Raw genomic sequence first — 25,249 nt, 5'->3', positions numbered from 1 at the left:
GGTCACTTCGAGGGCAGGACGCAGCGGCTCGGAGGCTCCAGCCCGCCCGAGTAGGCTTGTCTGCGGCATCCACCCGTCTTTTCGGCATCCGCCGACTTTCGACACCCGTCGATTTCAAGGAGAACAGCACATGGGCGCACACGACGCCGTCATCGAGATCCCGCGCGGCAGCCGCGTGAAGTACGAGGTCGACCACGAGACCGGTCGCGTCCACCTCGACCGCGTCCTGTACACCACCTTCGGCTACCCGGCCGACTACGGCTACTTCGACAACACGCTGGGTGAGGACGGCGACCCGCTCGACGTGCTGGTGCTGCTCGACCACGCGATCTTCCCCGGCGTCGTGGTGAATGTCCGCCCGGTCGCCGTGCTCAAGATGAGCGACGAGGCGGGCGGCGACGACAAGCTCGTGGCCGTGCTCTCGAAGGACCCGCGCTGGGCCCACATCCAGGACATCGGCGACCTGCCCGAGTACACGAAGAAGGAGATCGCGCACTTCTTCGAGCACTACAAGGACCTCGAGCCCAGCAAGTGGGTCAAGGTCGACGCCTGGGGCGACGCCGCCGAGGCGCAGCGCATCCTCGACGAGGCCATCGAGCGCTTCGCGAACGAAGGACACTGACTCCGCGCCCGCGCTGCGGGCACGACGAGAGAACCCCCGGCCGCGTGGCCGGGGGTTCTCTCGTCTCGATGCGCTTCGCTCAGAGAGCGCCGCGGCGCGAGAGGAAGCTGTACGGGTCGGTCGTGCCGCCGCCGGTGTACACCTCGAAGTGCAGGTGACAGCCCTGCGAGGCGCCGGTGTTGCCCGAATAGCCGATGATCTGGCCGGCGCTGACGTTCTGCCCGCTGCGGACCGCGTAGCTGCTGAGGTGCGCGTAGCCGGTGGCGACGCCGCCGCCGTGCTGGATGCGCACGTAGTTGCCGTAGCCGCCGTTGTACCAGGCGACGTCGACGCGACCCGATGACGCCGCGTAGATCGCCGCACCGCAGCCGTTGGCGAAGTCGAGACCGCGATGGAAGGTCGAGCGGCACACGCCATTGGTGCAACGCGGTGGGCGAGGCCCGTAGCCAGACGAGATGCGCCCCCCGTGCGGGCGGCGCCACGCGCCGGAGCCGGATCCACCGCCACCGCCACCGCCACCACCGCCACCGCCACCACCGCCACCGCCACCGCCGCCCTGGTTGTTCTTGGCGGCTTCCTCGGCGGCCTTGCGAAGGCGCTCGGCCTCCTCCTGGCGGCGCCGCTCCTCCTCGGCCTTCCGCACGCGCTCGCCCTCCTGGTAGGCGGCGACCGTTGCGGTGGTGTTGTCCTTGAGGGCGGCGAGCTGAGCCTGAAGGGTGACGAGGTTGGCCTGGCGCTCCTCCAGAGCGTTCTGTGCCGCCTCGGCTGCCTGCTGCGCCGCGACCATCTTCTCTTCGGCGATCTTCTGCAGACGGTCGCGCTCATCTCGAGCGGCGGATGCCTGGTTGCTGAGCGACTGAGCGGTGTCACGAGCGGATGCTGCGCGCTCGGCGACGGTGCGGTTGTACTCGACGAGCTTGTCCATGCTGCCGAGGCGGGCCAGCAGGTCGTCGGCGCCGTTGGACGATTCGGAGAGGAAGAGCTCGAGGGCGGCTTCGTCTCCGCCACTGCGGTACAGCTGGTTGGCGACCTGGCCGGCCTTGCGGGCGCTCTCGTCGGCGATCTGAGCCTGCTCGTCGGCCTGCGTCTGAAGGGCCTCGGCCTTGGCGGCCTGGTCGAAGTAGGCCTGCTGCGCGGCGTAGAACTCCTCGCCGGCCTTACGTGCTGCCGCCTCGGCGGCGGCAGCCTGATCGGTCAGCTGCGCGATCAGCGTCTCGATGCGCGTGATCTCGACGGCCTTGGCCGCCTCGCTCGCCTTGGCGCGCTGCACGTCGTCCCAGCTGGGGTAGTCGGCGGCCTGGGCCGTCTGCGTGGTGTGGGAGACTCCGAATGCGGTGAGGGCGATGGCGCTCAGCGCGCCGACGGTGATCGCTCCACGACGAGTGACCTTCGAATTCGCCAGCAGGGAAGAGCGGTCGGCAGGGGGCGGCGTGCAGCCGCAGTCGTCGTCGCCTGCGGATCGGGCGTCCGCAAGTCTTACCTCGTTCACTCGGCTCCTTCCGCCGGTTTCACAGCTGTAACACTAACAACATTCGTCACATCCGCAACAGGTGGCGTGCCTCGCAGAGCACTCGGGCAGCACTCGGACGCGCATGCGAGACCCCTCTATCGTCCACCCGAAACGCCCGGGATGGAAGCGGAACCGCCCCGATTTCGTTTTTCGCTTCTTCGTCCCTTATGCTTGAGCGTCGGCAAGGGAAACCCCCGGGAATCTCTTCGGCCCCATCGTTTAGCGGCCTAGGACGCCGCCCTTTCACGGCGGTAGCACGGGTTCGAATCCCGTTGGGGTCACTCTTCCGATACAATTGAAAAGTTATGGCCCTGTAGCGCAGTTGGTTAGCGTGCCGCCCTGTCACGGCGGAGGTCGCGGGTTCAAGTCCCGTCAGGGTCGCTCCGAGCGATGAGCCTTCTTTCGAGGAGGCTCTTCGTCTAGGACGCGGCAGTTCTCGAAGTGCCGCGCGGCTCTGTAGCTCAGTTGGTAGAGCGTTCGACTGAAAATCGAAAGGTCACCGGATCGATGCCGGTCGGAGCCACAAGGACCGTCGTTACAACGGTCCCAGAAACCCTCGCGTAGCTTCTACATCGCGAGGGTTTTGCTTTGCCCTGGTGAGGGACGGTTTCTGGGCCGCGCTCCTGGTTGCTCCGGCCTCGTTGTTATGCGAGTGAAGCCCGGTCGTTGAGCGAGCGAAGCGAGACGAAACGCGCCGCATGCGGGGCTTGTGCCGGTTTTGTGCCGGTTGCACCGCGTGTTCCACCTTCTTCACTGCGAGCTCACCCAGCGCAGGGCGCGTCGACAAGGCAGCGAGCCACCCGGGATTAGGCTCCCGGTGACGCCGTCACGCGAAGCGCCCGCAGGGCCGGGAGCCTAATCCCGGGTGGCAAGACGAAACCCCGGCGATGTGGCCATTGCCAGTGATCGTTCCGGGGTCTTCGTGAACTAGCTTACGACCAGGATCCTGAATGTCAACCGAGCGGGCACCCCTGACACCCGAGGACTACGACGCGCTCCTCCCCCTCGTCACCGCCGAGCGCCTGGGTTCGTACGTTCGCGCCACCAGAGGCACGACGACCGACGCGTTCGAACTCTACGAGTGGAACATGCGCGCCGCCGCCAGCGCCATGGAACTGACGTCGATGGTCGAAGTGATCACGCGAAACGCGCTCGACGCACAGCTGCGCGATTGGGCACAGCGGAAGCGTGATGGAGCATCCTGGCTCGACACGATTCCCGTCGATGCTCAAGGGCTCAAGGACCTCCGGCAGGCGCGCGACCGGGCAACACGCAAAGGAAAGCGCAAGGAGATACACGGTCGCGTCGTTGCGGAGCTCTCCCTCGGGTTCTGGCGCTACCTGGTGGAATCCCGCTATCTGACCTCGCTCTGGATCCCCTCAACCCATGCAGCTTTTCCGTTCGGGCATCCGGATCTCCGCACAAGGCAGAAGAACGTGGCCTTCCGGATGCAACAGCTCAACTACGTGCGGAACCGAGCCGCCCACCACGAGCCGATCCATCAGCGTGACCTCGGCAAGGATCTTCAGTTCGCCCTCGACCTGGCCGGTTGGATCTCGCCGACCGCCCAGAAGTGGGTCACGGTCACGACATCATTACCGTCCCTCATCGCAGAACGGCCCACCCGCCGCGCCGAGTGACGCCCACCATGGGGTGACTGAGATGATCCAGCAGCCTGCTGGATCATCTCCAACGCCCCGTCAGGATCGATCTGTCGCCATGACCTATCTGGTCGCGAACGGGATCTGCAGCGGTGGTCGGACTCTGTGGTGGTAAGACCTCAAGGGTGGATCTGTGATCAACTGTCGTTCATCCGCACCGTTCTGAATGTGACCTGGAAGGAAAGCTGACTTATGCGATCTTGGCTGATCTACATCGGAATCATCGTTGTGGCTCTAGTAGTCCTCGTGCTGCTTGCGACAGGCTTCCCATCACTCTCGGCGGGAATCTTCCTCGTGGGCACTCCGCTTGTCGTAGTGTTCGCGGGACTTGGCGCAAAATTCGTCCAGCGCAGCAACAAGATCGCACAGGAGAAGGGCCTCTGAGGGAGAGCCATCTGCACATCCGGCGGGAAGGCTACGCGCGGAGAGGTTGCTCTGATGTCCGTCATCAACCATTTCGCCACACTCAGCATCGTCCTCGGCGCCCTCGGCATGAGGACTGCCTTCCGATCAGGACCGATCGAAATGGCAGATACCCCGCCGCGACTCTGCCCGTATTGCTGCGCTGCCTGCAGCCACCGCCGGACTGTGCTATCGATCCCCCATCCGCGCCGCCAGCGGCAGCATCGTCGACGACCTGCTCAGCAGCCCCGCGAAGCCGACCTCACGTCCCTGTTCGACAGTGGCTTCCTGACGAGCGACGGTGATCATCGTGAGGCGATGGCAGTCTGCTGATACAGCGTCAATGCCGGCTTACCGTCGACGATCGCGTAATGACTAGCCATCAGCGCGCAGAACGGCTCATCCCGGCCGAGACGATGAGCCGTGGCCCTGTAGACCAGCGCAGCAGTGGTCTCGCCGGTCGGGACCTGTCGAGCATCTTCGATGGAATAGGACGACCACGGGGGCGAGTCATTCAGCGCGTGAACGGTCGCCTGTCTGTCGAGCACCGATCCGTCGACGAGCACCATCACCGCCTCCGGCGTCATGATCTCTCCGTAGAACGAACCACCTTCGGAGCGGCAGAGCGCATCCCACCCGCGACGCTCGAGCGTCAGGAGACTCTCGAGCCTCAGCGCCGCACGAGCGTCGACTTCAGGGTTCAGAGCTCCCTGCTCAGCCTTCGGTGCTGGGTGATCGGGGCCTGCTGTGCGGTGGGATGCGGGGATGTGGGAGATCCCGACCAGAAGGCCCTCGGGGCTGAGGAGGCGGGCCGTCGTCCGCCCCCACGCCTCCTCATGCACGTTGACGAGGATCTCCTGCCCCTTCTCACGCAGTGCCTGTGCGACCTCTGCCACCGCCCGCGAAGAATCGACCTCGATCTCGATCCATGCTTGCGGAACCTGCCTGTCTCGTGGCCACTGGTCCGCACCGAAGGTCGCCTGTGCAGCCTGTTTCAGCGGCCAGAGCGCGAAGGCTTCTGCGCCGTCCAGACCGGGCAGGAGGCGGTGACCCGCGACAATCCCATCGAACTCGATCCCCATGGCGTTCGACCAGAAGTCGAGCGCGACACCGGGGTTCTGCGCAACGGGACCGAAGCCTGCGATGAATGCGATCCTCACGAAGATGCTCCCTTCGCGACAGTGCCGCTGGTTGGCACGTCGTAACTGAGGTGGACGACGCCGCCCCCGAAGCGCTCGAGGCGGCGGAGTTCGAGATTCATACGGACTTTCGGCCAGAAAGCGAGACCACCCCCGACTGTGACCGGGCAGATCAGCAGACTGATCCGGTCGACGAGTCCGTGTGCGATCGCTTCGGCGGCGAGTGTCGGACCGTCGACCGTCAGGTCGCGTGCCGTCGCTTCCTTCAGGCGTGCGATCTCCGCGGGATCGAACGTCTGTCGCAGCCCTGTGCGGGAGGTCGGCTCGCGCGAGTAGACGACCTTGTCGGTCCGTTTCCAGATCTCGGCGAATCGCGCCGATTCCGCTGATTGAGCCGCGACAGCGGGGTCGGTTTCCCAGACGGCCATCATGTCGTACATGCGGCGCCCGTACAGAAAGGTCCCGACCTCGCTCATCTCCTCGTTCACGGAGGCGAGCGCCTCCTCTGTGGGTTGCGCCCAGCTGAAGTCTCCGTCGGCGTCGGCGACGTACCCGTCCTGCGAAACGATCATGGAGTAGATCACGTTGCCCATGCGGCCCTCAATTCTCCTGTTTTTGCGTGCTCGACCCGCACCGTTCCCTCGTGATGGATGGGAGTGTCGATCGATAGGGCGATCGCCTGAGACAGGTGGTCGCAGGCGGGCAGGCGGGTCATCCGAGCAGCCCATCGTGCAACGCGCGGAGGACTGCGTTGGTGCGATCCCGCGCCCCGAGTTTGACGAGGATCGTCGAGACGTGGTTCTTCACTGTTCCTTCCGCGAGGAACAGTGCGTCGCCGATCTGACGATTGCTGTAGCCGGAAGCGACCAGGCGGAGGACATCGAGCTCGCGATCCGTCAACTCGCGCGCGCCGTCGATCGCTGTCGCGTCCTCCGGTGGCGCCTGAGACCGAATCGCGCGCAGCATCCGGTCAGTGAGCGCGGGCGCGATGAGGGTCCCACCTGCGGCGAGGGTTTCCACCGCATGCGTGAGCTGCTCAAGAGTGATGTCCTTCAAAAGGTATCCGCGCGCGCCCGAGCGCAGCGCATCCAGCACGAGCGCGTCCTCATCGAACGTGGTGAGCACCAAGACGGGGACGTCGATGTCTTCCTCGCGCAACTGCTGCAGAACCCAGATGCCGTCGAAGCGAGGCATGCGCATGTCGAGCAGGACGACATCCGGTCGGGTGCGAACGATCACCTCTCGTGCAGCCTTGCCGTCCGCCGCCTCACCGACGACCTCCATGCCGGCAACGCCGAGAAGGCCAGCGAAGCCCTGACGAACCAGTGCCTGGTCGTCGACGATGACGACGCGGATCACGCGGGCGTCCTCACGGTGACCTGGAACCCCGCACTTCCGTCCACCCAGAGGCCTCCGCCGAGTTCCTCGAACCGTTCTCGAAGGCCCCGCAGACCGTTGCCGAAATGGACCTGCGTCGCCCCGCGGCCGTCATCGCGGGCACGGAGGATCACCGTGCTGTCCCGGTCCCGCCTCACTTCGATCCACAGTTCGCGAGCGTCGGCGTGGCGAAGTGTGTTGGTCACGACCTCCTGCGCAGCGCGGAGGAGCGCCGTCGTCTCACGTTCTCCCACGTGGACGTTCGGCGCGACGTCGATCGTGACCTCGAGCCCTGGCAGGGTATCGGTCATCTCCCGCAGCGCCCGCTCGAGGTCAGGTGCCTCTGTGCGCATCTGCCCGACAGTGTCGCGGACATCTCTCAGCAACGCGCGCGCGACCTCGTTCGCCCGTTCCGTGTGCACCCGGGCTTTCGCCTCGTCGACATGGCGGGCCGTTTCCAATTCCAAGGTCAGCACCGTCAGCTGGTGGCCGATGAGATCATGCAGTTCGCGCGATATCCGCAGCCTCTCCATCGTTCTGGCGGATTCGGAGAGCAGCACGCTGGCCGCCTTCAGGTCGACGTGTGCCCGCGCGAGCTCCTGTCGCGCACGCTGCTCGCGGATGAGCGCAGTCGTGCTCAAGATGGTCGCCGATTGAATCAGGAGATAGAAGCCGGTGAGGATGGTGCCTTCCACCAGGTCCCGACCACCCAGCACCGCGATGATCGCGATCACCGCGGTGTTGAGGCCGGCGATGACGAGGCTGATCCACAGCGGCACGACGTAGACACTGGTCGCCGCGGCGATGACGAGCAGGATCAACAAGATGCCGGTGCTCTGAGCGGTGATCACCAGCACCCAGGCGGAGCCGACGGCTGCGACGATGCCGCCGTGCCGTATCGCCTGACGTTGAGCGGCTGTCGCGACGATGAGGCCGACCAGAAAGAGAAGGAACACAGTGGCCCACCAGAAGCTGGGGACCGCCGGCTCGTCGATTCCGAACAGAGTCGGGGCGGCCACGCCGACGGACACGACCAGCATCGCCAAGCCCGCCCATGCCTCGGTTCCCCGTCTCTGCATGCTTCCACGATAGGAGGACGTTCTTCGCCCCACCCATGCGGAAAGTCACGGTGTGCAGAGATGACTTCCTGCACGCGCGACCGCTGACGACCCCCGCCTAGCGTGGGGCCATGACGAGAACCCACCCGGCGTTCCTCGCCGACGGGCTCGCGAAGAGCTACCGCGGCAAGGTCGCCATCGCCGATCTCGACCTCCGCGTCGATGTGGGCGAGACGTTCGGCATCCTCGGCGCCAACGGAGCCGGCAAGACCACCACGGTCGAGATGATTGCCGGGCTCCGCTCCCCGGACCGCGGCAGAGTCGAGGTCCTGGGCCTGGACCCGCACCGAGACCGCGCCCAGGTCCGGCAGGTCTTGGGCGTGCAGCTTCAGCACGCATACCTGCACGGTGCGCTCACGGTGAACGAACTGATCAACCTCTACAGGAGCTTCTACCCGAACGCGCGCAGCTCCGGCGAGCTTCTCGAGCTCGTCGGTCTGCAGGAACAGCAGCGCACCAGATTCGAGATGCTGTCCGGTGGCCAGCAGCAGCGGGTGTCGATCGCGCTCGCCCTCGCCGGCCGCCCCCGTGCTGTGATCCTCGACGAACTGACCACCGGCCTCGACCCGAGGGCGCGCCGTCACATGTGGGAGACGGTCGAGCAGCTGAAGGACGAAGGAGTCACCATCCTGCTCGTCAGCCACGCCATGGAGGAGGTTGAACGGCTCTGCGACCGAGTCGCCCTGCTCGATGCTGGAAGCATCATCGCCCTGGACACCCCTTCGGGACTTGTCGCAAGGGTGGGGGCCGATTCGCTCGACGACGCGTTCGTCGCCTTGACCGGAAGAGAACTGGAGACGATGGAATGACCCTCACCGTGCGGGCCCGCAGGCCCGGCATCCGCTCTCTGCTTCTCCTCATCGTCAGCGAGGGGAAGATGGTCGTCCGAGACACGGCAGGTCTCATCGTCCCGATCGGCCTGCCACTGCTCATCCTTCTGACCAGCGCAGGATCAGCCGGGGAACACGTCATCGCGAACGGCATGACAGCCCTGGACTTGTACGTTCTTCCTCTCGTGCTGGTCATCATGGTCGCCACGATCGGCATCATCAATATGCCGAGCTTTCTCGCCTACTACCGGCGCTCCGGCATCCTCCGCCGGCTCGCGGTCACCCCCGCCTCCCCGTTCATGGTGCTCGCCGCCCAGGCGATCGTCAGCGCCCTTCAGATCATCGCTGGAATCGCGGTGGCATCCACCGTCGCGGCTCTCGCGTTCGGCGCGAACCCGCCTGTCGACCTCGCCGCCGCACTCGGAGTCCTGGCACTCGCGATGGCAGCGCTCTACGGCGTCGGCCTGATCGTGGCTGCCATCGCGCCCACGCCGAATGCGGCCGTCGCTCTCGGACTCGTCGCGTTCTTCGCCCTCGGTGCCCTCGGCGGCATGTTCGGAGGTCGTGAAGCACTGCCGGATCCAGTCGCGGAGGTCGGTGGATGGCTGCCGTTCGGTGCTGCCGTCGAGGCCCTGACCGCAGCCTGGGCAGGAGTTCCCGTGCCGATCGGGCAGCTGCTCAGCCTCGGCATCACCGTGGTCATCGGCGCAGTCACGGCCGCACTGCTGTTCCGCTGGGAGTAGACCGCAGGTTCTCCGGTCGCAGGTCAGGGTGTCCAGGTCGAGAGCCTGACGAGGAGGGCGGTGCAGGTCCTCCGAACGGCCGGGCTACCGAGCTCGAGATCGCGCCACGCCTCCCGCCGAGAGGGACGCCGCCGGGTCAGCCCACATCGTCCGACGCAGCACCCGCGGCGAGCAGCCTGCAGTACGAGGCGAAGAACCCTTCGGCGTCGATCTCGTCGATGATGCGGGCGTTTGGCACCGACCTGTCGGCACGCCGATCCATCAGCGAGTAGCCGAGCGTCAGCTCGCTTCGGGTCTCGACCGCCACGAACACCTCGGACGACCTGCGGATCAGGTCAGGTTCGACGATCAGCATCGCCGTGAGCGAGTCGGGGTGCGAGCTGCCGGCGACACCCACGCTCGCGTTGTGCGCGGTAGTCGGGGCGTCGAGAATGAGGAAGAACTCCGCGAGCGACGTGGGGATCTCGCCGATCGTCGCGATCTGCTTCTCGTCCCACCACGCCTGCGCGAGCGTGAGCGTCCACGTCACGATCGTGGTGTCGAACCCCGCTCCGAGCACGATGTCAGCGGCATCCGGGTCGACATAGAAGTTGTACTCGGCGGCCGCCGTGATGTTGCCGACCGAGTTGTCGCAACCGCCCATGATCCAAAGGTGCTTGACCTTCTTCGGCAGGTCGCGATCGAGGAACAGCGCGGTCGCGATGTTCGTGAGGGGCCCGATCGCGAGGACCTCGATCTCTCCCGGCGATTCGTTCACGATGCGCACGATCGCCTCGGCCGCGCCCTCGGCGCTCGGCTGCTGCACCGGCGCCGAGAAGTCGTGATTGCCCTTCCCGTCGCCGTGCGCGCTCGCCGGCCGCCACTCCCTGACCAGCGGCACCCGCGCACCAGGATGCACCGGAACCTCACCCCCGCGACCCGCGGCCTCGATCGTGATCAGTGCGTTCTGGACCTCCTGGTCGAACCCGACGTTGCCGTTGACGATCGTCACCGCCTCGAGCTGCGCCTCGGGGTGCAGCAACCCGACGAGCAGCGCGAAGCTGTCGTCGGCGGCCGTGTCGGTGTCGATGATCATGCGGTGCATGGATGCCTCCTATGGTGTGGTGCCCGGCTGACCCACCAGCCGGGCCTCGCCGCGCCTCAGCTTGCGCGGCTCGGGCAGGAACAGGGAGAGGATGAAGCCGACGGCGGCGAGAATGCCAGCCACGACGAAGATGACCGGGTAGCCCGTCGTCTCGGCCACCGCACCGCCGAGCAGCGGCCCGAACACGAAGAACGGGGCGAGCAGCGTCGATGTGGTGCCGAGGTAAATACTCGTGTGCGACGGCGGCGCGAGCTCGATCGAGACGTTCGGGTCGCCGATGATCGTGGTGGCGTTGGCCGCCCCGAGTGCCGCGTACACGAGGGCGACGCCCACGAGATCATGCGCGAACAGAGCGCCCGTCATGCTCACGGTCAGCAGCAGGCCGCCCATAACGATGACGGACTTCCAGCCACGGTAGTTGCCCAGCAGGCTCAGCAGGAATCCGCCGGCGGCCTGCGAGAGGATGAACACGGCCGCCACGACAGCGGCCTCGGCGTTGCTGATGTACCCCTCGGCGAGTCCATGCACGACCACGAACCCCATCCCTGCCGTCGCGCTCGCGAGAATCGCCCGCACACCGAGGAAGCGCCGATAGGCGGTATCCCCCGCTACCAGGCCGGGGATGCTCTGCAGCGTCCTGCTGAGCGGCCGCCGCGGCTCGACATCCGGATACGCCTCGTCGCGCAGCGACGCGACCAGCGGGATCGACAGGAACGAAAGCCCGAAGCACAGCCAGAACGCGATCTGGTTGCCGACCGGGAACGCCCACTCGCTCAGCAGGCGCTCGGCGGTCAGCGCCGACGCGAACCCCAGGACACCGCCCAGCAGCTGCGACATGCCGTAATACCAGCCCCTACTGCGCGGCAGCGCCTTCGCCACGAAATCGCCGTACACCGGGCCGATCAGCCCGGTGGTGATCGCATACGCGCAGAACGCGAGGAAGAACAGCACCACCACCACGCCGGTGTCCCAGAGTCCCACCGCCTGAGCCGTGAGTGCGATCGCGAGGATGCCGATGCGCTCGGCCACGACGATCCAGAACAGGGCCGGCTTGCGCCGCGCCCTGCCCAGGGCCAGATGCGCGCCGACGAGCTGAGGAAGGTACCGGCCGAGCGCGTAGGTCGCACCGACCAGCCCCACCAGGGCGGCGCTGCCCGTGAGCGTCTGCACGAACGCCGGGATGATCGTCGCCTCCGAGAGGAACGAGATCGCGAACGCGAACAGCGACCCATCGAGCACGATGAGGATGAAGTTGCGACGCTCGAACCCGCGCATCCGCTCGTGGAACAGGTTCACGGGCGACGCCGTCAGGGCCACACCCCGCCCTCTCGGTCGGCGCGGATGAGCTCGCGGAGCGCTTCGACTGCCGTCGAGAGCAGCAGGGTGCGCTGCGGATCGTGATCGGTCGTGCCCTCCATGTGCATCTGCATCACGCCGCCCGCGCGGACGCGCAGGATCGACGCGACGATGAACAGCGCCGATGCCTCCATCTCGGAGCAGATCGCCCCGCCGGCCCGCCAGGCGTGCCACCGGTCTGCCAGATCCCGGGCCAGCGGCATGCGCTCCGGCTCGACCTCGCCGTAGAACGAGTCCTTCGACTGGCTCACGCCCGCTCTCGACCGGGCGCCAGTGGTGCGCGCGGCCCTCAGCAGCGCGTCGACCACAAGCGGGTGCGCGACAGCGGGAAACTCCATCGGCAGGTAGTGCGAGCTCGTGCCCTCGTCGCGGATCGCCGCCGTGACGATGGCCAGCTCGCCGGTCTCGGTGTCGGTCTGGATGGCTCCCGAGGTGCCGACGCGGATGAACGTGTCGGCACCCACCTTCACCAGCTCCTCCAGCGCGATCGCCGCAGACGGGCATCCGATGCCCGTCGACGTCACCGACACCAGCTCGCCGTCGAGATACCCCGACCACGTCTCGTACTCGCGATTGCGCGCCACCAGACGCGGCTCATCGAACAGCCGCGCGATCGGCTCACTGCGGCCGGGGTCACCCGGCAGCAGCACATAGCGCCCCACCTCCCCCGGCGCCACCTGGATGTGATGCTGACGATCGGTGGGCAGCGCGCTCATGATGCCGCCGCCCTGTCCTGGGCGATCAGCTCGCGCAGACCCGCGATGGCCGCCGGCAGCAGGTTGCCGACAGCGGCCGCCGCGTGCTCCTCCTCGGTCATGGGAACCATGTCGGGGTTGCCTGCGATCATCATGATGCCCCCGCCCGCACACGCAGGGTGGACGCGACGATGTACAGCGCAGCCGCCTCCATCTCGGAACAGATCGCGCCGCCCGCCATCCAGGCCGACCAGCGCTCCTGCAGGCGCCGCGCCATCGGCATCCGGCCCGGCTCGTGCTGCCCGTAGAACGAGTCCTTCGACTGGCTCACCCCGACGTGCACGGTCTTGCCCGTCGAGCGGGCACCGATCGCGAGCGCACGCGTGACATCGATGTCGGCGACCGCGGGGAACTCGATCGGCAGATAGTGCGAGCTCGTGCCCTCATCGCGGATGGCCGCGTTGATCACCCCGAGGTCGCCTGACCGGATATCGTGCTGCAGCGACCCGGAGGTGCCGACGCGGATGAACGTGTCGGCGCCCACCTTCACCAGCTCCTCCAGCGCGATCGCCGCAGACGGGCATCCGATGCCCGTCGACGTCACCGACACCAGCTCGCCGTCGAGATACCCCGACCACGTCTCGTACTCGCGATTGCGCGCCACCAGACGCGGCTCATCGAACAGCCGCGCGATCGGCTCACTGCGGCCGGGGTCACCCGGCAGCAGCACATAGCGCCCCACCTCCCCCGGCGCCACCTGGATGTGATGCTGACGATCCTGTGCCTGCATTGTGCGTACCTTCCGTTGAGTCGAGCGGGTCACCGCTTGAGGGAGAAGACGAGCGCGGTGCCGATCATCGCGAGGAACAGCGACGCGGCGACCACGAACGTCCAGAACACGAAACCGGGAGCGAATTGCACCTCGTGCGCCAGGCTCCAGAAGCCCTTCATGAACGAGAGCACGACGAGCAGCACCATCACCGAGATGCCGACGACGCCGAACACCCAGTCCATCGGCCGGCCGTGCACCTGGCGATAGCTTGTCTTCACGCCGTCAGACCCGAACCCGCGCGACTCCAGCGAGATCGACAGCTGCTGCACTCGCTCGATTGCGCCGACGAACACCGGCACGAAGCTCGGCAGCACGGCCTGGAAGCCGCTGCCCTTCATTCCTCGCGACTTCTGAGCGCTCATGATGATGCCCACCTCGCGCTGGAACACCGGGATCAGCTGGAGCGTCATCGCCAGCATGAAGTTGAACGTGTACGGCACCTTGAGCCGGGCGAACGTCGTGAAGAGATCGCTCGGATGCGTGGTCATGACCATCACGAGAGCGAGGATGAGGCAGCAGAGGATGCGGCCGAGCAGCACGAACCCGTAGTACAGGCCGTCGCCGTACAGCTCGACGGGACCGATCTGCCCGATCGACGTCCACGGCTTCGGCGCCGCCGGGGCGAGGATCTGCAGCGCGAGCAGCGACGCACCCGTCGGGACGATGATGATGAGCGCCTTCGAGAGCGGGCGCAGAACGCCAGCCAGCGCCGCGAACAGGAACGCGAGCGCAGCCATCGTGTAGAGGATGATGATGTTCTGCGTCGAGAACGCGAGAAGAACGTATCCGACCACCCACACGATCTTCACGAGCGGGTGGATGCGGTGGATCACGGAATCTCCCGCGATCATGGCGATGGGGAGGCCTCCCTGCATGGACATGTCGTTCTCCTCAGTTCACGGTCCGCTGCACGGCACCGAGCCGGGCGGAGATGTCGTCGGCGAGCTCGTCGGGCGTCAGCGCGATCGAACCGCCGAGGGGGACGACGGTCTGGAGGGCGATCTCGGTCACCTGCGGAGCCTGGAGGTTGGTGCGGGCCATGAGGGCCTTGTCGGCGAAGACCTCGCGCGGCGAGGCGTCGGCGATGATCTGGGTGCTCTTCATCACGATCACGCGCTCGACGACGTCTGCGAGAAGCGGCATGTCGTGCGAGACGCAGATCACGGTGGTGCCCTCGTCACGAAGGCGGCGCATGAGCGTGTTGATGACGTGGGTGGTGTCGTGATCCTGGCCGGTAGAGGGCTCGTCGAGGATGAGGATCGACGGGTTCATCGCGACGACGGATGCGATGCCGACCAGCTTCCGGATCGGGAAGCTGACGCGGTACGGATGCTCGTCGACGACGTCTCCGAGGCCGAAGAACTCGATCGCGTGGGCGACGCGCTCGCCGATCTCCTCTTCGGTCATGCCGATGTTGCGCGGTCCGAACTCGAGCTCGGCCGTGACCGTCCTGGCGAACAGCTGGTGGTTCGGGTTCTGGAACACGTAGCCCACATGCGCAGCCATCTGCTGGACGGTGCGCTCCGAGGTGATGACACCGTCGACCAGCACATGCCCCGAGGTGGGCTTGAGCAGACCGTTGAACAGCTTCGTGAGCGTGGTCTTGCCCGATCCGTTCTGGCCGATGATGCCGAGGATCTCGCCGTGCTGCACCTGCAGGTCGACGTTGCTGAGGGCGACCACGTCGCCGGTCGGATACACGAATCCGGCCCCGGTCACGTCGATCGCCAGCGGACTGCGTCCGGTGGCCGGATCGATCAGCTGAGGGGTGAGGGCCTTCTTAGCCACGGTGAGCCTCCAGGAGTCGGTCGACCGCTTCGACGGCCGGTTCGGTGCGGGTGGGGATGGGGCCCTCCCACATGCCGCGAGCGCGCAGGATCGCCGCCACGGCTGCGGCTTCGGGAACGCGCAGCTTGAGTGCGGCGAGTTCATCGACGCGGCTGAAGATCTCGGCTGGAGTGCCGTTCATGACGATCCGGCCGCCGTCGAGCACCACGACCCGGTCGGCGTAGCGCGCCATGACCTCGACCTCGTGCTCGATGACGATGACCGTCATTCCCTCGTCGCGGTTTAGCTTGGCGGCCATGTCGAACACCTCCTGCTTGCCGAGGGGGTCGAGGTTGGAGGTCGGCTCGTCCATGATCAGGATCTGCGGGCGCATGGCGAGCACCGCGGCGATCGCGAGACGCTGCTGCTGCCCGCCCGAGAGTCCGAGCGGGGATCGCTCCTCGAAGCCGGCCAGCCCGACGATGGCGAGGGTCTCGGGAATGATCCTCACCATCTCGTCGTGCGGCACGCCGGAGTTCTCGAGCCCGAGCGCGATCTCCTCGGCCACCGACATCTGGCTCATCTGGAACTCGGGGTTGTCGAAGACCATGCCGACGACCTTCGCCATCTCACGGACGGGGTAGTCGGCGACGTCGAGGCCGGCGACGGTGACGGTGCCCTGCAGCTCACCGCCGAGCATGGTGGGCACCACGCCATTGACGCAGAGGCCGAGCGTGGTCTTGCCGGCGCCGTTCAGCCCCAGGATGGCGACGTACTCGCCGGGCTGCACGTCGAGGTCGATGGAATCGAGGGCGAGGCCCTCGCCGCTCGGGTACGAGTAGCTCACGTTGCGGAAGCTGACGATGGGTTCAGTCATGATGTCTCCCAGCCGGGGGCGACGGCACCGTCGCCCCCGGGTCGATGGGTGGATCGGATCAGGCGCCGCCGCCGGCGTTGATCGCGAGGAACACGACGACGACGAGCACGCCGACGACGATGCCGGCGACAGCGATCAGGATGCCCTTGAGCGGCGTCGCCTTGATGATGTCGATGTCGTTGGTGAGCGACTTCGGGAGTGCTTCGATGATCGCCAGCGCCACGAACCCGCCGATGATCTTGTCGGCCAGCGAGGTCAGGATGTTCGACGACAGCACGGAGCCGACGAGGTTCTGTCCGACCGCGAGGAACGTTCCCGTGAGCGCGTCGGCACCGGCGCCGGTCGCGCCGCCGAACACCAGGACGATGATCGGAGCGGCGACAACGGTGCACACGACCGCGACGATGATGTTCAGCAGGAAGAACCGCGGGATCGTGCGGCCGAGCTTCCACGAACGAACGCCGTAGCCCCACAGCAGCGCGCCGACGATGTTGACGAGCATGAACGGCAGGCTCGTCGGCCCGTTGATGAGCGACGCGCCCGAGTTGGTGAGCACGCCGACCAGCACGCCCCACCAGGGGCCGAGCACGATCGCCGAGATCGCGGTGCCGATCATGTCGAGGTAGACGGGCAGCTTCAGCGTGTGGGCGATGATGCCGCCCACGATGTTGAGCGCGACGCACACGGGGATGAGCGTCACGATCATCGTCGTCGGCAGCGAGGAGCTTCCCGAGCGGCGCTTCTTCGGTGAAGACGCAACAGGAGCAGTGGTCATGATCTTGCCTTTCTCATGCGATTGATGGATGCTCGGCAGCGTTGCCGTGCATCTGCTCCGCGGACGCGGGTTGTTCCGTCCGCGAGGTTGGGCCCCAGGGGCCCGCCGTCCGGGGACGGCGATACAGCCGGTTGGGTGGATTCGGTTTCTTATGTGTGGGTCACGGTTGGAACGCTTCTGCGAGGAAGCTCGCGAACAGCGCCCGGTCGGCGGCCAGCGCGAACCGTGCGTTCGCCGGCTCGTCCCGCCAGGGTCGGTCGTCGACGATGGTGGCTCCGATGGTCAGCTCTCCTCGGGTCTCGACGTGCACGGCCGCCTCGACGACGTGGGTCAGCACCTCGGGGCGCACGATCGCGGCGAGGCAGAGGGCGTCGTGCACCGGCGCGGCGTCGCCGGTGTCCTCGCGGTCGTCGTAGCCGACGATGCGGTGCCTGATCAGGTCGGCCGAGGCGCGGCCGGCGGGCGTCCCCAGCTGCTCGTACCGCTCGCAGTCGGTGAGAGAGATCGGGGCCGAGTGGGTCGCGTCGAGCGGGAGGATGAGCACATCCCGGATGCCCGCCGAGAGCACCGCCTCGGCTGCTTCGGGGTCGACCCAGATGTTGAACTCGGCCGAACCCGAGACGTTGCCCTGCCCCCTCGCCCCGCCCATGAGCACGACCCGGCTGATCCGCGAGGCGAGCCGGGGCTCGATGGCGAGCGCGAGGGCGATGTTGGTGAGCGGTCCTGTCGGCACGAGCACGATCTCGTCGCCTCCGTCGGCCATGAACGCGTCGACGATCGCCTGAGCCGCCCCCGTCTGCGACTCCCTCAGCGGCGATGCGGGAAGAGGCAGGGTGTCGGCGTGGAACGCCGAGCCCTCGGGGTTGAGGATGTGACGCGGCACCGGGAAGTCCGGGCGCATGAGCGGTCGCACGGCGCCGCGGTGCACCGGCACGTCGACGCCGATGTGCGACAGCACGCGGAGCGTGTTGTCGACGACATGGTCGAGCGTCACGTTGCCGTTGACGCAGCTGACGCCCACGAGGTCGAGGTCGGGATGCAGCGCGGCCGCCATGATCGCGACCGCGTCGTCGCTGCCGGTGTCGCAGTCCAGCCATACCCGTGTCACGGTCATGAGGCACTCCTCTGCTTGTGTCGAAAGAGGCTGACGACGACGTCGAGTCGCCGCGAGTCGATCCATACGTGCGAGTACTCGATCGGCCGCCCGTCGTCGAGGAAGGTCAGCTGCTCGAAGTACTGCAGCGCGGTTCCCGGCTCGACGCCGAGGGCCATGGCCGTGCCGGCGTCAGCGGCGACCGCGCTGAACCGGCGCCGGGCGTTGTCGATGACGAGGCGGTAGCGCTCTTCGAGCACCCCGAACAGGCTCTCCTGGGCGAAATCGATCTGGTCGATGCCGGGTGCCAGCGCGGGCGTGACGAAGTTGTGCAGCAGCGCGATGGGTCCGTCGGCCGTGCGGCGCACGCGCACGAGCCGGAACACCTGCGCGCCATCGCCCAGGCGGAGGCTGCCAGCGACGTCCTCTCCGGCGAGCGCATAGCCGATCTCGAGCACCTCGGTGGTGAGGGCGACGCCCTGGCCGGCGACATCTTCGGCGAGGGTCGACAGAAGCTGCGGCTCGGCAGGCCCCGGCGCGCCGGACACGAAAGTCCCGAGCCCCGGCATCTGCGTCAGCAGGCCGTCCGCGATCAGGGCGGACAGGCCGCGGCGCAGGGTTCCCCGGCTCACGCCGATCTCCTGCGCGAGCGCGGGTTCGGGCAGCAGCCGGTGACCGGGGGGCCACTCTCCGCTCTGGATGCGGGAGCGCACCGCCTCAGCGATCTGCGCGTGAAGCGTCTCGCCGGTGCCGCGGCTGACGCTTCCCCTCCCCAGCTCGAAGTTGGCGACCATCAGTAGCTCTGTTCTCCGGACCCCGACGTCACGATCCCGATGCCGGCGCTGGTTCCCAGCAGCTGCGCACCGGCGTCCAGCAGCGCCCGCGCCTGCTCGGCCGAGGTGATCCCGCCCGACGCCTTCACGCCGACGCCCTCGGGAACCCGTTCGACGAGGAAGCGGATGCTGTCGGGATGCGCGATCTCGACAGCGCCGCTGCTGGCGTTCTTCAGGTATGCGGCGCCCGCCTCGATGCTGAGCGTGACGGCGGTCTCCCGCTCCTGCGGGGTGAGCAGCGGCAGCTCGAGCATGACCTTCACCGGTACTCCGGCGGCCACCACGGCGCGGATGTCGGCGCTGAAGCGATCCCAGTCACCCGACTTGAGCCATCCGATCTGAACGCCCATGTCGATCTGGTGCGCGCCGAGCCGCACCAGCTCCTCGGCCTCGCGGGCCTTGCCGGTGGTCGTCATCACTCCGACGGTGGGGAAGTCGAGTGCCGACGCGACCTGCACGGCGGTGCCCTCGAGCTCCCGCGCCACGACGTCGACCCACGAGCCGGGCACCATCGCCGCAGCGAATCCGTAGGTGATCGCTTCGCGGGCGTGAGCGATCATCTGATCTCGGGTGACGCCCGCAGCGATGAGCGTGTGCTGGATGCGCGATGCCAGCTCGGTGTCGACGGGTGCGTTCATCAGCTCTTCACTCCTGAGTTCATGAGTCGGTCGAGGGCGTCGCGGTGCGGGAGCGAGGGCAGCACGCCATCGCGGGTGACGGCGAGCGCACCGGCTGCCGCCGCGAAGCGGGCAGCCTGACGCACGTCGGCACCTTCGTGCAGCGCGACCGCGAGGGCAGCCGAGTAGGCGTCTCCCGCGCCGGTCGTGTCGACGGCATCCGTGACCGCGACGGGTTCGATCGACGCCGATCCGCCGTCTCCGTCGTCGAGATGCGCGCCATCCGCGCCGAGGGTGACGAGCATCGCTCCCGTGTAATCAGTGCGCTCTCGCGCACGAGCGCAGCAGCCGGCCACCTCGTCTGCGGTGCCCGGCTCGGCGGATGCCGCCATCGTGGCGAGCTCGCGCCGGTTGGGGGTGATGATGTCTGCAAGGCGCAGCAGCGGCAGGACCTCTTCCGACATGGGCGCGGGATTCAGGATGATGAACGCGCCGCGCTCTCTGCCGAGCCGCAGCGCCCGCTCGGCGGCATCCGCCGGGATCTCCATCGAGACCAGCACGACATCCCCGGGCCCGATGCCGGACAGCGGTGCGTCGATGTGCTCGGGATGGAGAGCCGAGAGCGCGCCGTCGGCGATGCAGATGCGGTTCTCGCCCGAGGGCTCGACCATGATGAATCCGGTCATGGTCGACATCCCGGCGATCTCGACAGCGTGGTCCTCGACGCCCTCGTCGGCCCAGAGCTGACGCGCGGCCGCAGCCGCGTCGTCGTCGCCGAGCGCCGTGATGATCCGTGCGTCAGCGCCGAGCCGGCAGGCGGCGACGGCCTGATTCGACCCCTTGCCGCCGTGGTCGACGCGCAGCACCCCGCCTGCCACCGTCTCCCCCGCTTCGGGGCTGCGCGGGACGCGCATGCTGAGACCTTGGCCGTAGCCGCCGATCACTGCGATCATTCATCCACCACCTTGTGAACAAACCTGAACAATCCGCACCATACGGAGGCTCTCAGCCGGCTGTCAATCATCCATGGCGTCTGCGCTCATATGAGCGGGAAGAGAGGGGAAATGTGCGCGTATGCGCATGAATCGACACGGGTCGAACACGTGCCACACTGACTGCATGCCTCAGCAGCCGGATGATCCCCGTCAGACGCGACGACTGCCCGAGACGCTCGACGAGTTCCAGCGGGCGGAGGGGCATCCGCAGTTCCGCGTCGATGTCGAGCGCATCCGGTTCTCCCCTTATTACTCGCGCCTGTCCGCGGTGACGCAGGTGATCTCGCAGGCGGGTGCCGGTCTGGCCGTGCACAATCGCCTCACGCACTCGATCAAGGTGGCCGCCGTCGCGCGCGCCATCGCCACGCACCTGCAGACCCGCGGCGACGAGGCCGGCCGGATCGCCGCAGAACTCGGCGGGGCGCACCCGGTCGTGGTGCAGGCCGCAGCGGCAGCCCACGATCTCGGGCATCCGCCGTTCGGCCACCTCGGCGAGCAGACGCTCGACCGCCTCGCCCGCACCCGCTTCGGACTCGCGGAGGGATTCGAGGGCAACGCGCAGACCTACCGCATCCTCACCCGTCTCGACGAGCACGACCGCCCCGGCGTCGGTCTCAACCTCACTTCCGCCGTCCGCGCGGCGGTGCTGAAGTATCCCTGGCGCCGCGGCGAGGGCGGGCCGCGGCGCGGCGGCGCGAGCAAGTTCAGCTTCTACGCGATCGACGAACCGGATGCCAGGCAGGCGCTGTCCGCGTATCCGGCGATCGTCGAGGGCCAGCAGAGCGTCGAGTGCTCGATCATGGACATCTCCGATGACATCGCCTACTCGCTGCACGACCTCGACGACTTCTACCGGGCCGGACTGCTCAACCCGGCGACCCTGTCGGCCGAGTTCCGCTCGTGGCATCGCGACCTCGCCCAGCTACGTGCCGCCGACGAGGCGACCCTCGCCGCCGACACCCGCACGCCGGGCCACTCGCTCGAGCTGCTCTGGCGCCGGATGCAGAGCAAGGACAGCTGGATCGCCGACCCCGACGCGTTCAGCGAGGCCGTCGCGAAGGTGTCGTCCGAGGTGATCGACGGTCTCGTCGCCGAGCCTTTCGACGGCTCGCTGGCCAGCGAACGCGGTCTCGCCAGGTTCACCACCGCCTGGATCGCCCGGCTCCAGTCCTCGATCGAGGTGCACAGGCATCCGGACATCCGGTCGGGCCACGTCAGTCTCAACCGCCAGGCCTGGCACGAGGTCGCGGTGCTGAAGTTCCTGCATGAGAGGTTCATCCTCGAGAGACCCGACCTCGCCGTCTACCAGCGCGGCCAGGCGAGCGTCCTCGAACGGCTCGTCGAGGGCTTCACGGCCTGGCTCGACGACCCGCGCGACGCTCGCCGTGCCCCGCGCCGCCTGATCGACCTCGTCGAGCTGGCCACCGACGATCATCGCCGCCTGAGCACACCGGCCGTCGATGTCGAGACCCTCGGCCGCGGACGCGGCATCATCGACTACGTCGCCTCGCTGACCGACGCCCAGGCCATCTCGCTCGACGCGCTGCTCGCCGGCCGCACCGAGCGCCTGTGGGATGCGGGCCAGGGGCTGTGATGCGCAGAGGAGCCGTCATCGCGATCGCCGTGCTGACCGCCGTCGCCGTCAGCGGATGCACTCCGCCGCCGCCATCTGGTCTGTCAGTCGAACCAGGAGAGGACTTCCCCGGAACCTGCATGCCGCCCGAGCTGAGCTGGCCGACGGACTTCCTCGAGTCGCTGGTCTCCGAGAACGACGCGGTCGACGGCGAGCTCGTCGGACTGCGTCTGGTGTACATCGACGACGAGTGGGCGTGGCGGCTGCGCAGCCGCTCACCTCAGCAGGACTGGGCGGGTGACCCGATAGACGACCCCAGCTCGGGCAGGGAATCCCTCGTCACCACCCGCGAGCTGCGGACGCTCAGAACATACCAGGTGACCCTCACCGAGGCCGAGCAGCTGCCCACCGCCAGTGGAGCGCTGGCGGCGGCGACCGAATCCGGCGAGACGTGGCCGAGCCCGCTGATCATCGACATGACGCGGGCCATCGAGAGCGGACGCGCCGTCTGGCGGGTCACCACCTGCGACACCGCCACGAACGAGCACACCGTGATCACTGTCGACTGATCCGACGAGACTTGCGTTCCAGCACGAGACAGCGGTGCGCAGCGCAAGTCTCGTGCTGGAAGGCAGGTCTCGCGGCCAGAGCGCGCGCGGTGAGTGAGCGGGCGGCGGCGCCGGGCACCTCTCAGCGTGGAAGAGTGGATGCCACCCGTCACTGTCCAGGAGGCACCATGCGCGCCGTCGTCTACGACCGCTTCACGAAGGATCTCGACGCCCTCGAGGTGCGTGATCTGCCCGAGCCCAAGCTCGCTCCGGCATCGGTGCTCATCGAGGTGCGCGCGGCCGGAGTGAACCCCGTCGACTGGAAGCTGATGGCCGGCGGACTCGATGCGATCATGCCGACGCAGTTCCCGGTGATCCCCGGCTGGGATGTCGCAGGAGTGGTGGCCGCCGTCGGCATGGACACCCCGGAGTTCCAGGTCGGCGATGAGGTCATGGCGTACGCCCGCAAGGACTCCGTCAGCGCCGGCACATTCGCCGAGCGCGTGGCCGTTCCCGTCTCCGCGGTGGCGCGGAAGCCGGCATCCCTCACCTGGGAGCAGGCGGGCGCCCTCCCCCTCGCCGGCGGCACGGCGCTGCGGGCCGTCGATGCGCTCGGCGACCTGACCGGCCGCACCGTGCTGATCCACGGAGCCGCCGGAGGCGTCGGCGGCTTCGCGGTGCAGATCGCCGCGAGCCGCGGTGCGAAGGTCATCGCCACGGCATCCGAACGCAATCACGACTACGTGCGGGCGCTGGGCGGCGAGCCGACGACCTATGGCGATGGGCTCGGCGAGCGCGTCCGCGCGATCGCCGGCGGATCGGTCGACGCCGTCGCCGACTTCGTCGGCGGGATGCTCGAGACCACCCTCGATGTGCTCGCCGACGGCGGCGCGCACGTGTCGATCGCGGATCCGTCCGTCGTCCGACACGGCGGGCGGCACATCTGGGTGCGACCCGACGGCACGCAGACCGCTCGCCTCGCAGAGCTCGCCGACAGGAAGCTCCTGAGGATCGAGGTCGCCGAGACCTTCCCGCTCGAGCGCGTCGCCGACGCCTTCCGCGCCAGCCAGAGCGGCCACACGCGCGGCAAGCTCGTCATCGTCCCCTGAAGAAGCGGCCCGGACAGAGTCCGCGCCCGGGCCTCACTCGGGACCCGGGCGCGGACGTCATCGCGGTCAGAAGACCTCTTCGTCTCCGGCCGCACGCGTGGAACGACGCGTCTCATAGCCCCCTGCCGCGGGCTCGGTGCGGGTGACCACATCGGTGCGGCGACGGCGCGCCATCAGCACGAGGCCGACGAGGAACGCCACGACGCCGGCTCCCATGAGGATGTAGCCGACCATGTCGAGGTCCGCCCAGCCGACGTCGACGTTGAGTGCGAAAGTGAGGATCGCTCCGATGACGAACAGAACGACTCCGGTGCCGATGGTCATCACTTGCTCCCTTCGTAGGTGGCGGGGCCGTACGGCCCGCCTGCACTCCAGGATCCCCACGCGCAGAAGCACCGAGAATGGGGTTGACAACGACGGCGCGGAACGGGTCAGCCGCGGGAGGCTTCCTCAGGCAGTGGACGACGCAGCACGAGCACCGTCACGATCGCGATGAGGATCAGGGCGGTGAGAGTCACGGGCACGGGCAGCACCGGATCGAGCAGCACGAGCAGCGCGCCGAGCGGCACGACCGTGTTCACCACGCGGTCGGCGTTGCTTCGGATCGCGACAAGCCAGATGCCGATGAGGAACACCGCGATCGGCACGCTGGTGGCGAACGAGACGGCGATCGGCGGCAGCTGGGTGTGGCCGGTGAGGTCGTCGATCCACACCTCGATGCCCGCAGAGAACGCTCCCGCCGCGGCGAAGATGAAGTAGTGCGCGTACCCGTACGCGAACGATGAGCGATCCGAGATCGCGCGATGGTGGGGCGGCCAGAAGTAGATCCACCACATCGCCGCCGCTGAGACCAGGGTGACCGCCGCGACCCAGACCAGCGGCCCGATCGTGTCGACCTCCTCGCGCGCCCCGATGATCGCGGTCGCCGAGGCCAGGAGGCTCTCGCCGAGCACGATCAGGGTGAACAGGCTGTAGCGCTCGGTGATGTGATGCGGATGCCAGGGCGTCGTGCCCTGTCGCTCCGCGACGACCGGAACGGCCAGCTCGGCGAGCATCAGCACGATGAAGACCGGCAGCGTCGCGGCATCCGGAATGAACAGGAACCCGATCCACAGCACCTGCACGACGGCGATCCCGATCGCATACGCGAGGGCAGTACGACGCAGAGTCGCATCCTGGCGCGCGGCGCGCAGCCACTGCACGATCATCGCCAGACGCATCACGACGTACGCGATGACGACGACGGTGAAGTCGCGGTGCTCGTCTTCGAAGACCGGTCCGATGCCCGCAGCCAGCACGATCACGCCGGCCATCTGCACGATCGTGGTGACCCGGTAGAACCAGTCGTCGACGTCGAACGACGAGGCGAACCAGGTGAAGTTCATCCACGCCCACCAGATGGCGAAGAACACCATCAGATACGAGACGATGCCAGACCCCGCGTGCCCTGCGGACAGCGCGTGGTGCAGCTCGCTCGATGCGGTGCTCACCGAGATGACGAAGACCAGATCGAAGAACAGCTCGAGCGAGCTCGCGGCGCGATGCGGCTCGCGTGGATCGCGATGAACCATGCGCTCGAGCGCGAAACGCGTCCCCTTGGCGTTGTCTTTCACCGGCCCAGGGTAGAGCACGATCGCCTCATCACGCGCGCCGAGCGGGAGATCGACCCCCGGCGTGTCCCCTTCAGCCCTCG

27 protein-coding genes and 3 tRNA genes are annotated in these 25,249 nt (G+C 67.6%); 10 read left to right on the top strand and 20 right to left on the bottom strand.

All coding sequences use genetic code 11. The annotated features are described in order from the left end of the window. The first annotated feature begins 130 nt into the window (after positions 1-130). On the top strand, positions 131-622 hold the full coding sequence (ppa, locus tag FVO59_RS07790) for an inorganic diphosphatase (protein WP_182256302.1): 492 nt from the start codon (positions 131-133) through the stop codon (positions 620-622). 79 nt (positions 623-701) lie between these two features. On the opposite strand, the gene FVO59_RS07785 is transcribed toward ppa, so the two are convergent. Then, positions 702-2,111 carry a M23 family metallopeptidase gene (locus tag FVO59_RS07785; RefSeq protein ID WP_182256300.1) on the bottom strand — a complete coding sequence of 470 codons (1,410 nt, stop codon included), beginning with the start codon at positions 2,109-2,111 and terminating at the stop codon, positions 702-704. Positions 2,112-2,340: 229 nt separating this feature from the next. Between FVO59_RS07785 and FVO59_RS07780 the strand changes: the two genes are divergently transcribed. The 4 genes from FVO59_RS07780 (at position 2,341) to FVO59_RS07765 (ending at position 3,772) form a co-directional block, all read left to right on the top strand. Then, positions 2,341-2,413, top strand: a tRNA-Glu gene (locus tag FVO59_RS07780). A gap of 26 nt (positions 2,414-2,439) precedes the next feature. Next, positions 2,440-2,513 (top strand) — tRNA-Asp (locus FVO59_RS07775). Between the two features lie 69 nt (positions 2,514-2,582). Then, positions 2,583-2,655 (top strand) — tRNA-Phe (locus tag FVO59_RS07770). 427 nt (positions 2,656-3,082) lie between these two features. Beyond that, positions 3,083-3,772: a hypothetical protein gene (locus tag FVO59_RS07765; protein ID WP_182256298.1), complete on the top strand. Its 690-nt coding sequence runs from the start codon at positions 3,083-3,085 to the stop codon at positions 3,770-3,772. 728 nt (positions 3,773-4,500) lie between these two features. Here FVO59_RS07765 and FVO59_RS16445 read toward each other — a convergent pair. The 4 genes from FVO59_RS16445 to FVO59_RS07745 form a co-directional block, all read right to left on the bottom strand. Beyond that, complete coding sequence (locus FVO59_RS16445) at positions 4,501-5,355, bottom strand: DUF4440 domain-containing protein (RefSeq protein ID WP_259363502.1); 855 nt, start codon at positions 5,353-5,355, stop codon at positions 4,501-4,503. After that, complete coding sequence (locus FVO59_RS07755; RefSeq protein ID WP_182256295.1) at positions 5,352-5,927, bottom strand: dihydrofolate reductase family protein; 576 nt, start codon at positions 5,925-5,927, stop codon at positions 5,352-5,354. The genes FVO59_RS16445 and FVO59_RS07755 overlap by 4 nt, the downstream gene beginning before the upstream one ends. A 118-nt stretch (positions 5,928-6,045) precedes the next feature. Further along, entirely contained in the window at positions 6,046-6,693 is a 648-nt protein-coding gene (locus tag FVO59_RS07750; protein ID WP_182256293.1) for a response regulator, read from the bottom strand. Further along, on the bottom strand, positions 6,690-7,751 hold the full coding sequence (locus FVO59_RS07745) for a sensor histidine kinase (RefSeq protein WP_182256609.1): 1,062 nt from the start codon (positions 7,749-7,751) through the stop codon (positions 6,690-6,692). The genes FVO59_RS07750 and FVO59_RS07745 overlap by 4 nt, the downstream gene beginning before the upstream one ends. 149 nt (positions 7,752-7,900) lie before the next feature. Between FVO59_RS07745 and FVO59_RS07740 the strand changes: the two genes are divergently transcribed. After that, complete coding sequence (locus tag FVO59_RS07740; protein WP_182256291.1) at positions 7,901-8,638, top strand: ABC transporter ATP-binding protein; 738 nt, start codon at positions 7,901-7,903, stop codon at positions 8,636-8,638. Beyond that, entirely contained in the window at positions 8,635-9,402 is a 768-nt protein-coding gene (locus FVO59_RS07735) for an ABC transporter permease (RefSeq protein WP_182256289.1), read from the top strand. Before FVO59_RS07740 ends, FVO59_RS07735 begins: the two co-directional genes overlap by 4 nt. Positions 9,403-9,538: 136 nt before the next feature. Here FVO59_RS07735 and FVO59_RS07730 read toward each other — a convergent pair whose 3' ends face one another. From FVO59_RS07730 to FVO59_RS07670, 13 genes are all read right to left on the bottom strand, one after another. Beyond that, entirely contained in the window at positions 9,539-10,486 is a 948-nt protein-coding gene (locus tag FVO59_RS07730; RefSeq protein WP_182256287.1) for a nucleoside hydrolase, read from the bottom strand. Between the two features lie 9 nt (positions 10,487-10,495). Beyond that, entirely contained in the window at positions 10,496-11,782 is a 1,287-nt protein-coding gene (locus FVO59_RS07725; RefSeq protein WP_182256285.1) for an MFS transporter, read from the bottom strand. A gap of 11 nt (positions 11,783-11,793) precedes the next feature. Further along, complete coding sequence (locus FVO59_RS07720; protein WP_182256283.1) at positions 11,794-12,558, bottom strand: nucleoside phosphorylase; 765 nt, start codon at positions 12,556-12,558, stop codon at positions 11,794-11,796. After that, the gene (locus FVO59_RS07715; RefSeq protein ID WP_182256281.1) at positions 12,555-12,692 is read right to left on the bottom strand and encodes a hypothetical protein; all 138 of its coding nucleotides are present in this window, start codon (positions 12,690-12,692) and stop codon (positions 12,555-12,557) included. The genes FVO59_RS07720 and FVO59_RS07715 overlap by 4 nt, the downstream gene beginning before the upstream one ends. After that, positions 12,689-13,327 carry a nucleoside phosphorylase gene (locus FVO59_RS07710; RefSeq protein ID WP_182256279.1) on the bottom strand — a complete coding sequence of 213 codons (639 nt, stop codon included), beginning with the start codon at positions 13,325-13,327 and terminating at the stop codon, positions 12,689-12,691. The genes FVO59_RS07715 and FVO59_RS07710 overlap by 4 nt, the downstream gene beginning before the upstream one ends. Before the next feature lie 29 nt (positions 13,328-13,356). Next, complete coding sequence (locus tag FVO59_RS07705) at positions 13,357-14,250, bottom strand: energy-coupling factor transporter transmembrane component T family protein (protein WP_182256277.1); 894 nt, start codon at positions 14,248-14,250, stop codon at positions 13,357-13,359. 10 nt (positions 14,251-14,260) lie between these two features. Next, a complete protein-coding gene (locus tag FVO59_RS07700; RefSeq protein ID WP_182256275.1) occupies positions 14,261-15,157 on the bottom strand; it encodes an energy-coupling factor ABC transporter ATP-binding protein in 897 nt (298 codons plus the stop codon). Further along, positions 15,150-16,013: an energy-coupling factor ABC transporter ATP-binding protein gene (locus tag FVO59_RS07695; RefSeq protein WP_182256273.1), complete on the bottom strand. Its 864-nt coding sequence runs from the start codon at positions 16,011-16,013 to the stop codon at positions 15,150-15,152. The genes FVO59_RS07700 and FVO59_RS07695 overlap by 8 nt, the downstream gene beginning before the upstream one ends. 58 nt (positions 16,014-16,071) lie before the next feature. Further along, the gene (locus FVO59_RS07690; protein ID WP_182256270.1) at positions 16,072-16,788 is read right to left on the bottom strand and encodes an ECF transporter S component; all 717 of its coding nucleotides are present in this window, start codon (positions 16,786-16,788) and stop codon (positions 16,072-16,074) included. A 160-nt stretch (positions 16,789-16,948) separates the two neighbouring features. Beyond that, a complete protein-coding gene (locus FVO59_RS07685) occupies positions 16,949-17,902 on the bottom strand; it encodes a nucleoside hydrolase (RefSeq protein ID WP_182256268.1) in 954 nt (317 codons plus the stop codon). Further along, complete coding sequence (locus tag FVO59_RS07680) at positions 17,899-18,675, bottom strand: GntR family transcriptional regulator (protein ID WP_182256266.1); 777 nt, start codon at positions 18,673-18,675, stop codon at positions 17,899-17,901. Before FVO59_RS07680 ends, FVO59_RS07685 begins: the two co-directional genes overlap by 4 nt. Beyond that, positions 18,675-19,352: a deoxyribose-phosphate aldolase gene (deoC, locus tag FVO59_RS07675; RefSeq protein ID WP_182256264.1), complete on the bottom strand. Its 678-nt coding sequence runs from the start codon at positions 19,350-19,352 to the stop codon at positions 18,675-18,677. Before deoC ends, FVO59_RS07680 begins: the two co-directional genes overlap by 1 nt. Next, positions 19,352-20,284, bottom strand: a complete 933-nt coding sequence (locus FVO59_RS07670; RefSeq protein WP_220465711.1) for a PfkB family carbohydrate kinase — start codon at positions 20,282-20,284, stop codon at positions 19,352-19,354. The genes deoC and FVO59_RS07670 overlap by 1 nt, the downstream gene beginning before the upstream one ends. Before the next feature lie 166 nt (positions 20,285-20,450). Between FVO59_RS07670 and FVO59_RS07665 the strand changes: the two genes are divergently transcribed. The 3 genes from FVO59_RS07665 (at position 20,451) to FVO59_RS07655 (ending at position 23,556) form a co-directional block, all read left to right on the top strand. After that, positions 20,451-21,920 carry a deoxyguanosinetriphosphate triphosphohydrolase family protein gene (locus FVO59_RS07665; protein WP_182256261.1) on the top strand — a complete coding sequence of 490 codons (1,470 nt, stop codon included), beginning with the start codon at positions 20,451-20,453 and terminating at the stop codon, positions 21,918-21,920. Then, the gene (locus FVO59_RS07660) at positions 21,920-22,468 is read left to right on the top strand and encodes a hypothetical protein (RefSeq protein WP_182256259.1); all 549 of its coding nucleotides are present in this window, start codon (positions 21,920-21,922) and stop codon (positions 22,466-22,468) included. The genes FVO59_RS07665 and FVO59_RS07660 overlap by 1 nt, the downstream gene beginning before the upstream one ends. A gap of 167 nt (positions 22,469-22,635) precedes the next feature. Further along, complete coding sequence (locus FVO59_RS07655; RefSeq protein WP_182256257.1) at positions 22,636-23,556, top strand: NADP-dependent oxidoreductase; 921 nt, start codon at positions 22,636-22,638, stop codon at positions 23,554-23,556. Positions 23,557-23,622: 66 nt separating this feature from the next. Here the strand turns inward: FVO59_RS07655 and FVO59_RS07650 are convergent, their stop codons facing one another. Together FVO59_RS07650 and FVO59_RS07645 are read right to left on the bottom strand one after the other, a co-directional pair. Continuing rightward, entirely contained in the window at positions 23,623-23,880 is a 258-nt protein-coding gene (locus FVO59_RS07650) for a DUF6458 family protein (protein ID WP_182256255.1), read from the bottom strand. 107 nt (positions 23,881-23,987) lie between these two features. Next, positions 23,988-25,127 (bottom strand): low temperature requirement protein A, encoded by a 1,140-nt coding sequence (locus FVO59_RS07645; RefSeq protein WP_182256605.1) that lies wholly within the window; start codon positions 25,125-25,127, stop codon positions 23,988-23,990. Positions 25,128-25,249 lie beyond the last annotated feature (122 nt).

The organism is Microbacterium esteraromaticum, from assembly GCF_014084045.1.
Taxonomy (GTDB): domain Bacteria; phylum Actinomycetota; class Actinomycetes; order Actinomycetales; family Microbacteriaceae; genus Microbacterium; species Microbacterium esteraromaticum_D.
Note: the sequence above shows the minus strand (reverse complement) of the source record. Positions and strands in the feature narration are given on the sequence as shown.

Bases quoted from the DNA above. Each gene is read 5' to 3' on its own strand.
- ppa (WP_182256302.1), top strand. From the start codon at position 131: ATGGGCGCACACGACGCCGTCATCGAGATCCCGCGCGGCAGCCGCGTG.
- FVO59_RS07765 (WP_182256298.1), top strand. From the start codon at position 3,083: ATGTCAACCGAGCGGGCACCCCTGACACCCGAGGACTACGACGCGCTC.
- FVO59_RS07755 (WP_182256295.1), bottom strand. From the start codon at position 5,927: ATGGGCAACGTGATCTACTCCATGATCGTTTCGCAGGACGGGTACGTC.
- FVO59_RS07745 (WP_182256609.1), bottom strand. From the start codon at position 7,751: ATGCTGGTCGTGTCCGTCGGCGTGGCCGCCCCGACTCTGTTCGGAATC.
- FVO59_RS07740 (WP_182256291.1), top strand. From the start codon at position 7,901: ATGACGAGAACCCACCCGGCGTTCCTCGCCGACGGGCTCGCGAAGAGC.
- FVO59_RS07735 (WP_182256289.1), top strand. From the start codon at position 8,635: ATGACCCTCACCGTGCGGGCCCGCAGGCCCGGCATCCGCTCTCTGCTT.
- FVO59_RS07730 (WP_182256287.1), bottom strand. From the start codon at position 10,486: ATGCACCGCATGATCATCGACACCGACACGGCCGCCGACGACAGCTTC.
- FVO59_RS07720 (WP_182256283.1), bottom strand. From the start codon at position 12,558: ATGAGCGCGCTGCCCACCGATCGTCAGCATCACATCCAGGTGGCGCCG.
- FVO59_RS07715 (WP_182256281.1), bottom strand. From the start codon at position 12,692: ATGATGATCGCAGGCAACCCCGACATGGTTCCCATGACCGAGGAGGAG.
- FVO59_RS07710 (WP_182256279.1), bottom strand. From the start codon at position 13,327: ATGCAGGCACAGGATCGTCAGCATCACATCCAGGTGGCGCCGGGGGAG.
- FVO59_RS07705 (WP_182256277.1), bottom strand. From the start codon at position 14,250: ATGTCCATGCAGGGAGGCCTCCCCATCGCCATGATCGCGGGAGATTCC.
- FVO59_RS07695 (WP_182256273.1), bottom strand. From the start codon at position 16,013: ATGACTGAACCCATCGTCAGCTTCCGCAACGTGAGCTACTCGTACCCG.
- FVO59_RS07690 (WP_182256270.1), bottom strand. From the start codon at position 16,788: ATGACCACTGCTCCTGTTGCGTCTTCACCGAAGAAGCGCCGCTCGGGA.
- FVO59_RS07685 (WP_182256268.1), bottom strand. From the start codon at position 17,902: ATGACCGTGACACGGGTATGGCTGGACTGCGACACCGGCAGCGACGAC.
- FVO59_RS07680 (WP_182256266.1), bottom strand. From the start codon at position 18,675: ATGGTCGCCAACTTCGAGCTGGGGAGGGGAAGCGTCAGCCGCGGCACC.
- deoC (WP_182256264.1), bottom strand. From the start codon at position 19,352: ATGAACGCACCCGTCGACACCGAGCTGGCATCGCGCATCCAGCACACG.
- FVO59_RS07670 (WP_220465711.1), bottom strand. From the start codon at position 20,284: ATGATCGCAGTGATCGGCGGCTACGGCCAAGGTCTCAGCATGCGCGTC.
- FVO59_RS07665 (WP_182256261.1), top strand. From the start codon at position 20,451: ATGCCTCAGCAGCCGGATGATCCCCGTCAGACGCGACGACTGCCCGAG.
- FVO59_RS07660 (WP_182256259.1), top strand. From the start codon at position 21,920: ATGCGCAGAGGAGCCGTCATCGCGATCGCCGTGCTGACCGCCGTCGCC.
- FVO59_RS07655 (WP_182256257.1), top strand. From the start codon at position 22,636: ATGCGCGCCGTCGTCTACGACCGCTTCACGAAGGATCTCGACGCCCTC.
- FVO59_RS07650 (WP_182256255.1), bottom strand. From the start codon at position 23,880: ATGACCATCGGCACCGGAGTCGTTCTGTTCGTCATCGGAGCGATCCTC.
- FVO59_RS07645 (WP_182256605.1), bottom strand. From the start codon at position 25,127: ATGGTTCATCGCGATCCACGCGAGCCGCATCGCGCCGCGAGCTCGCTC.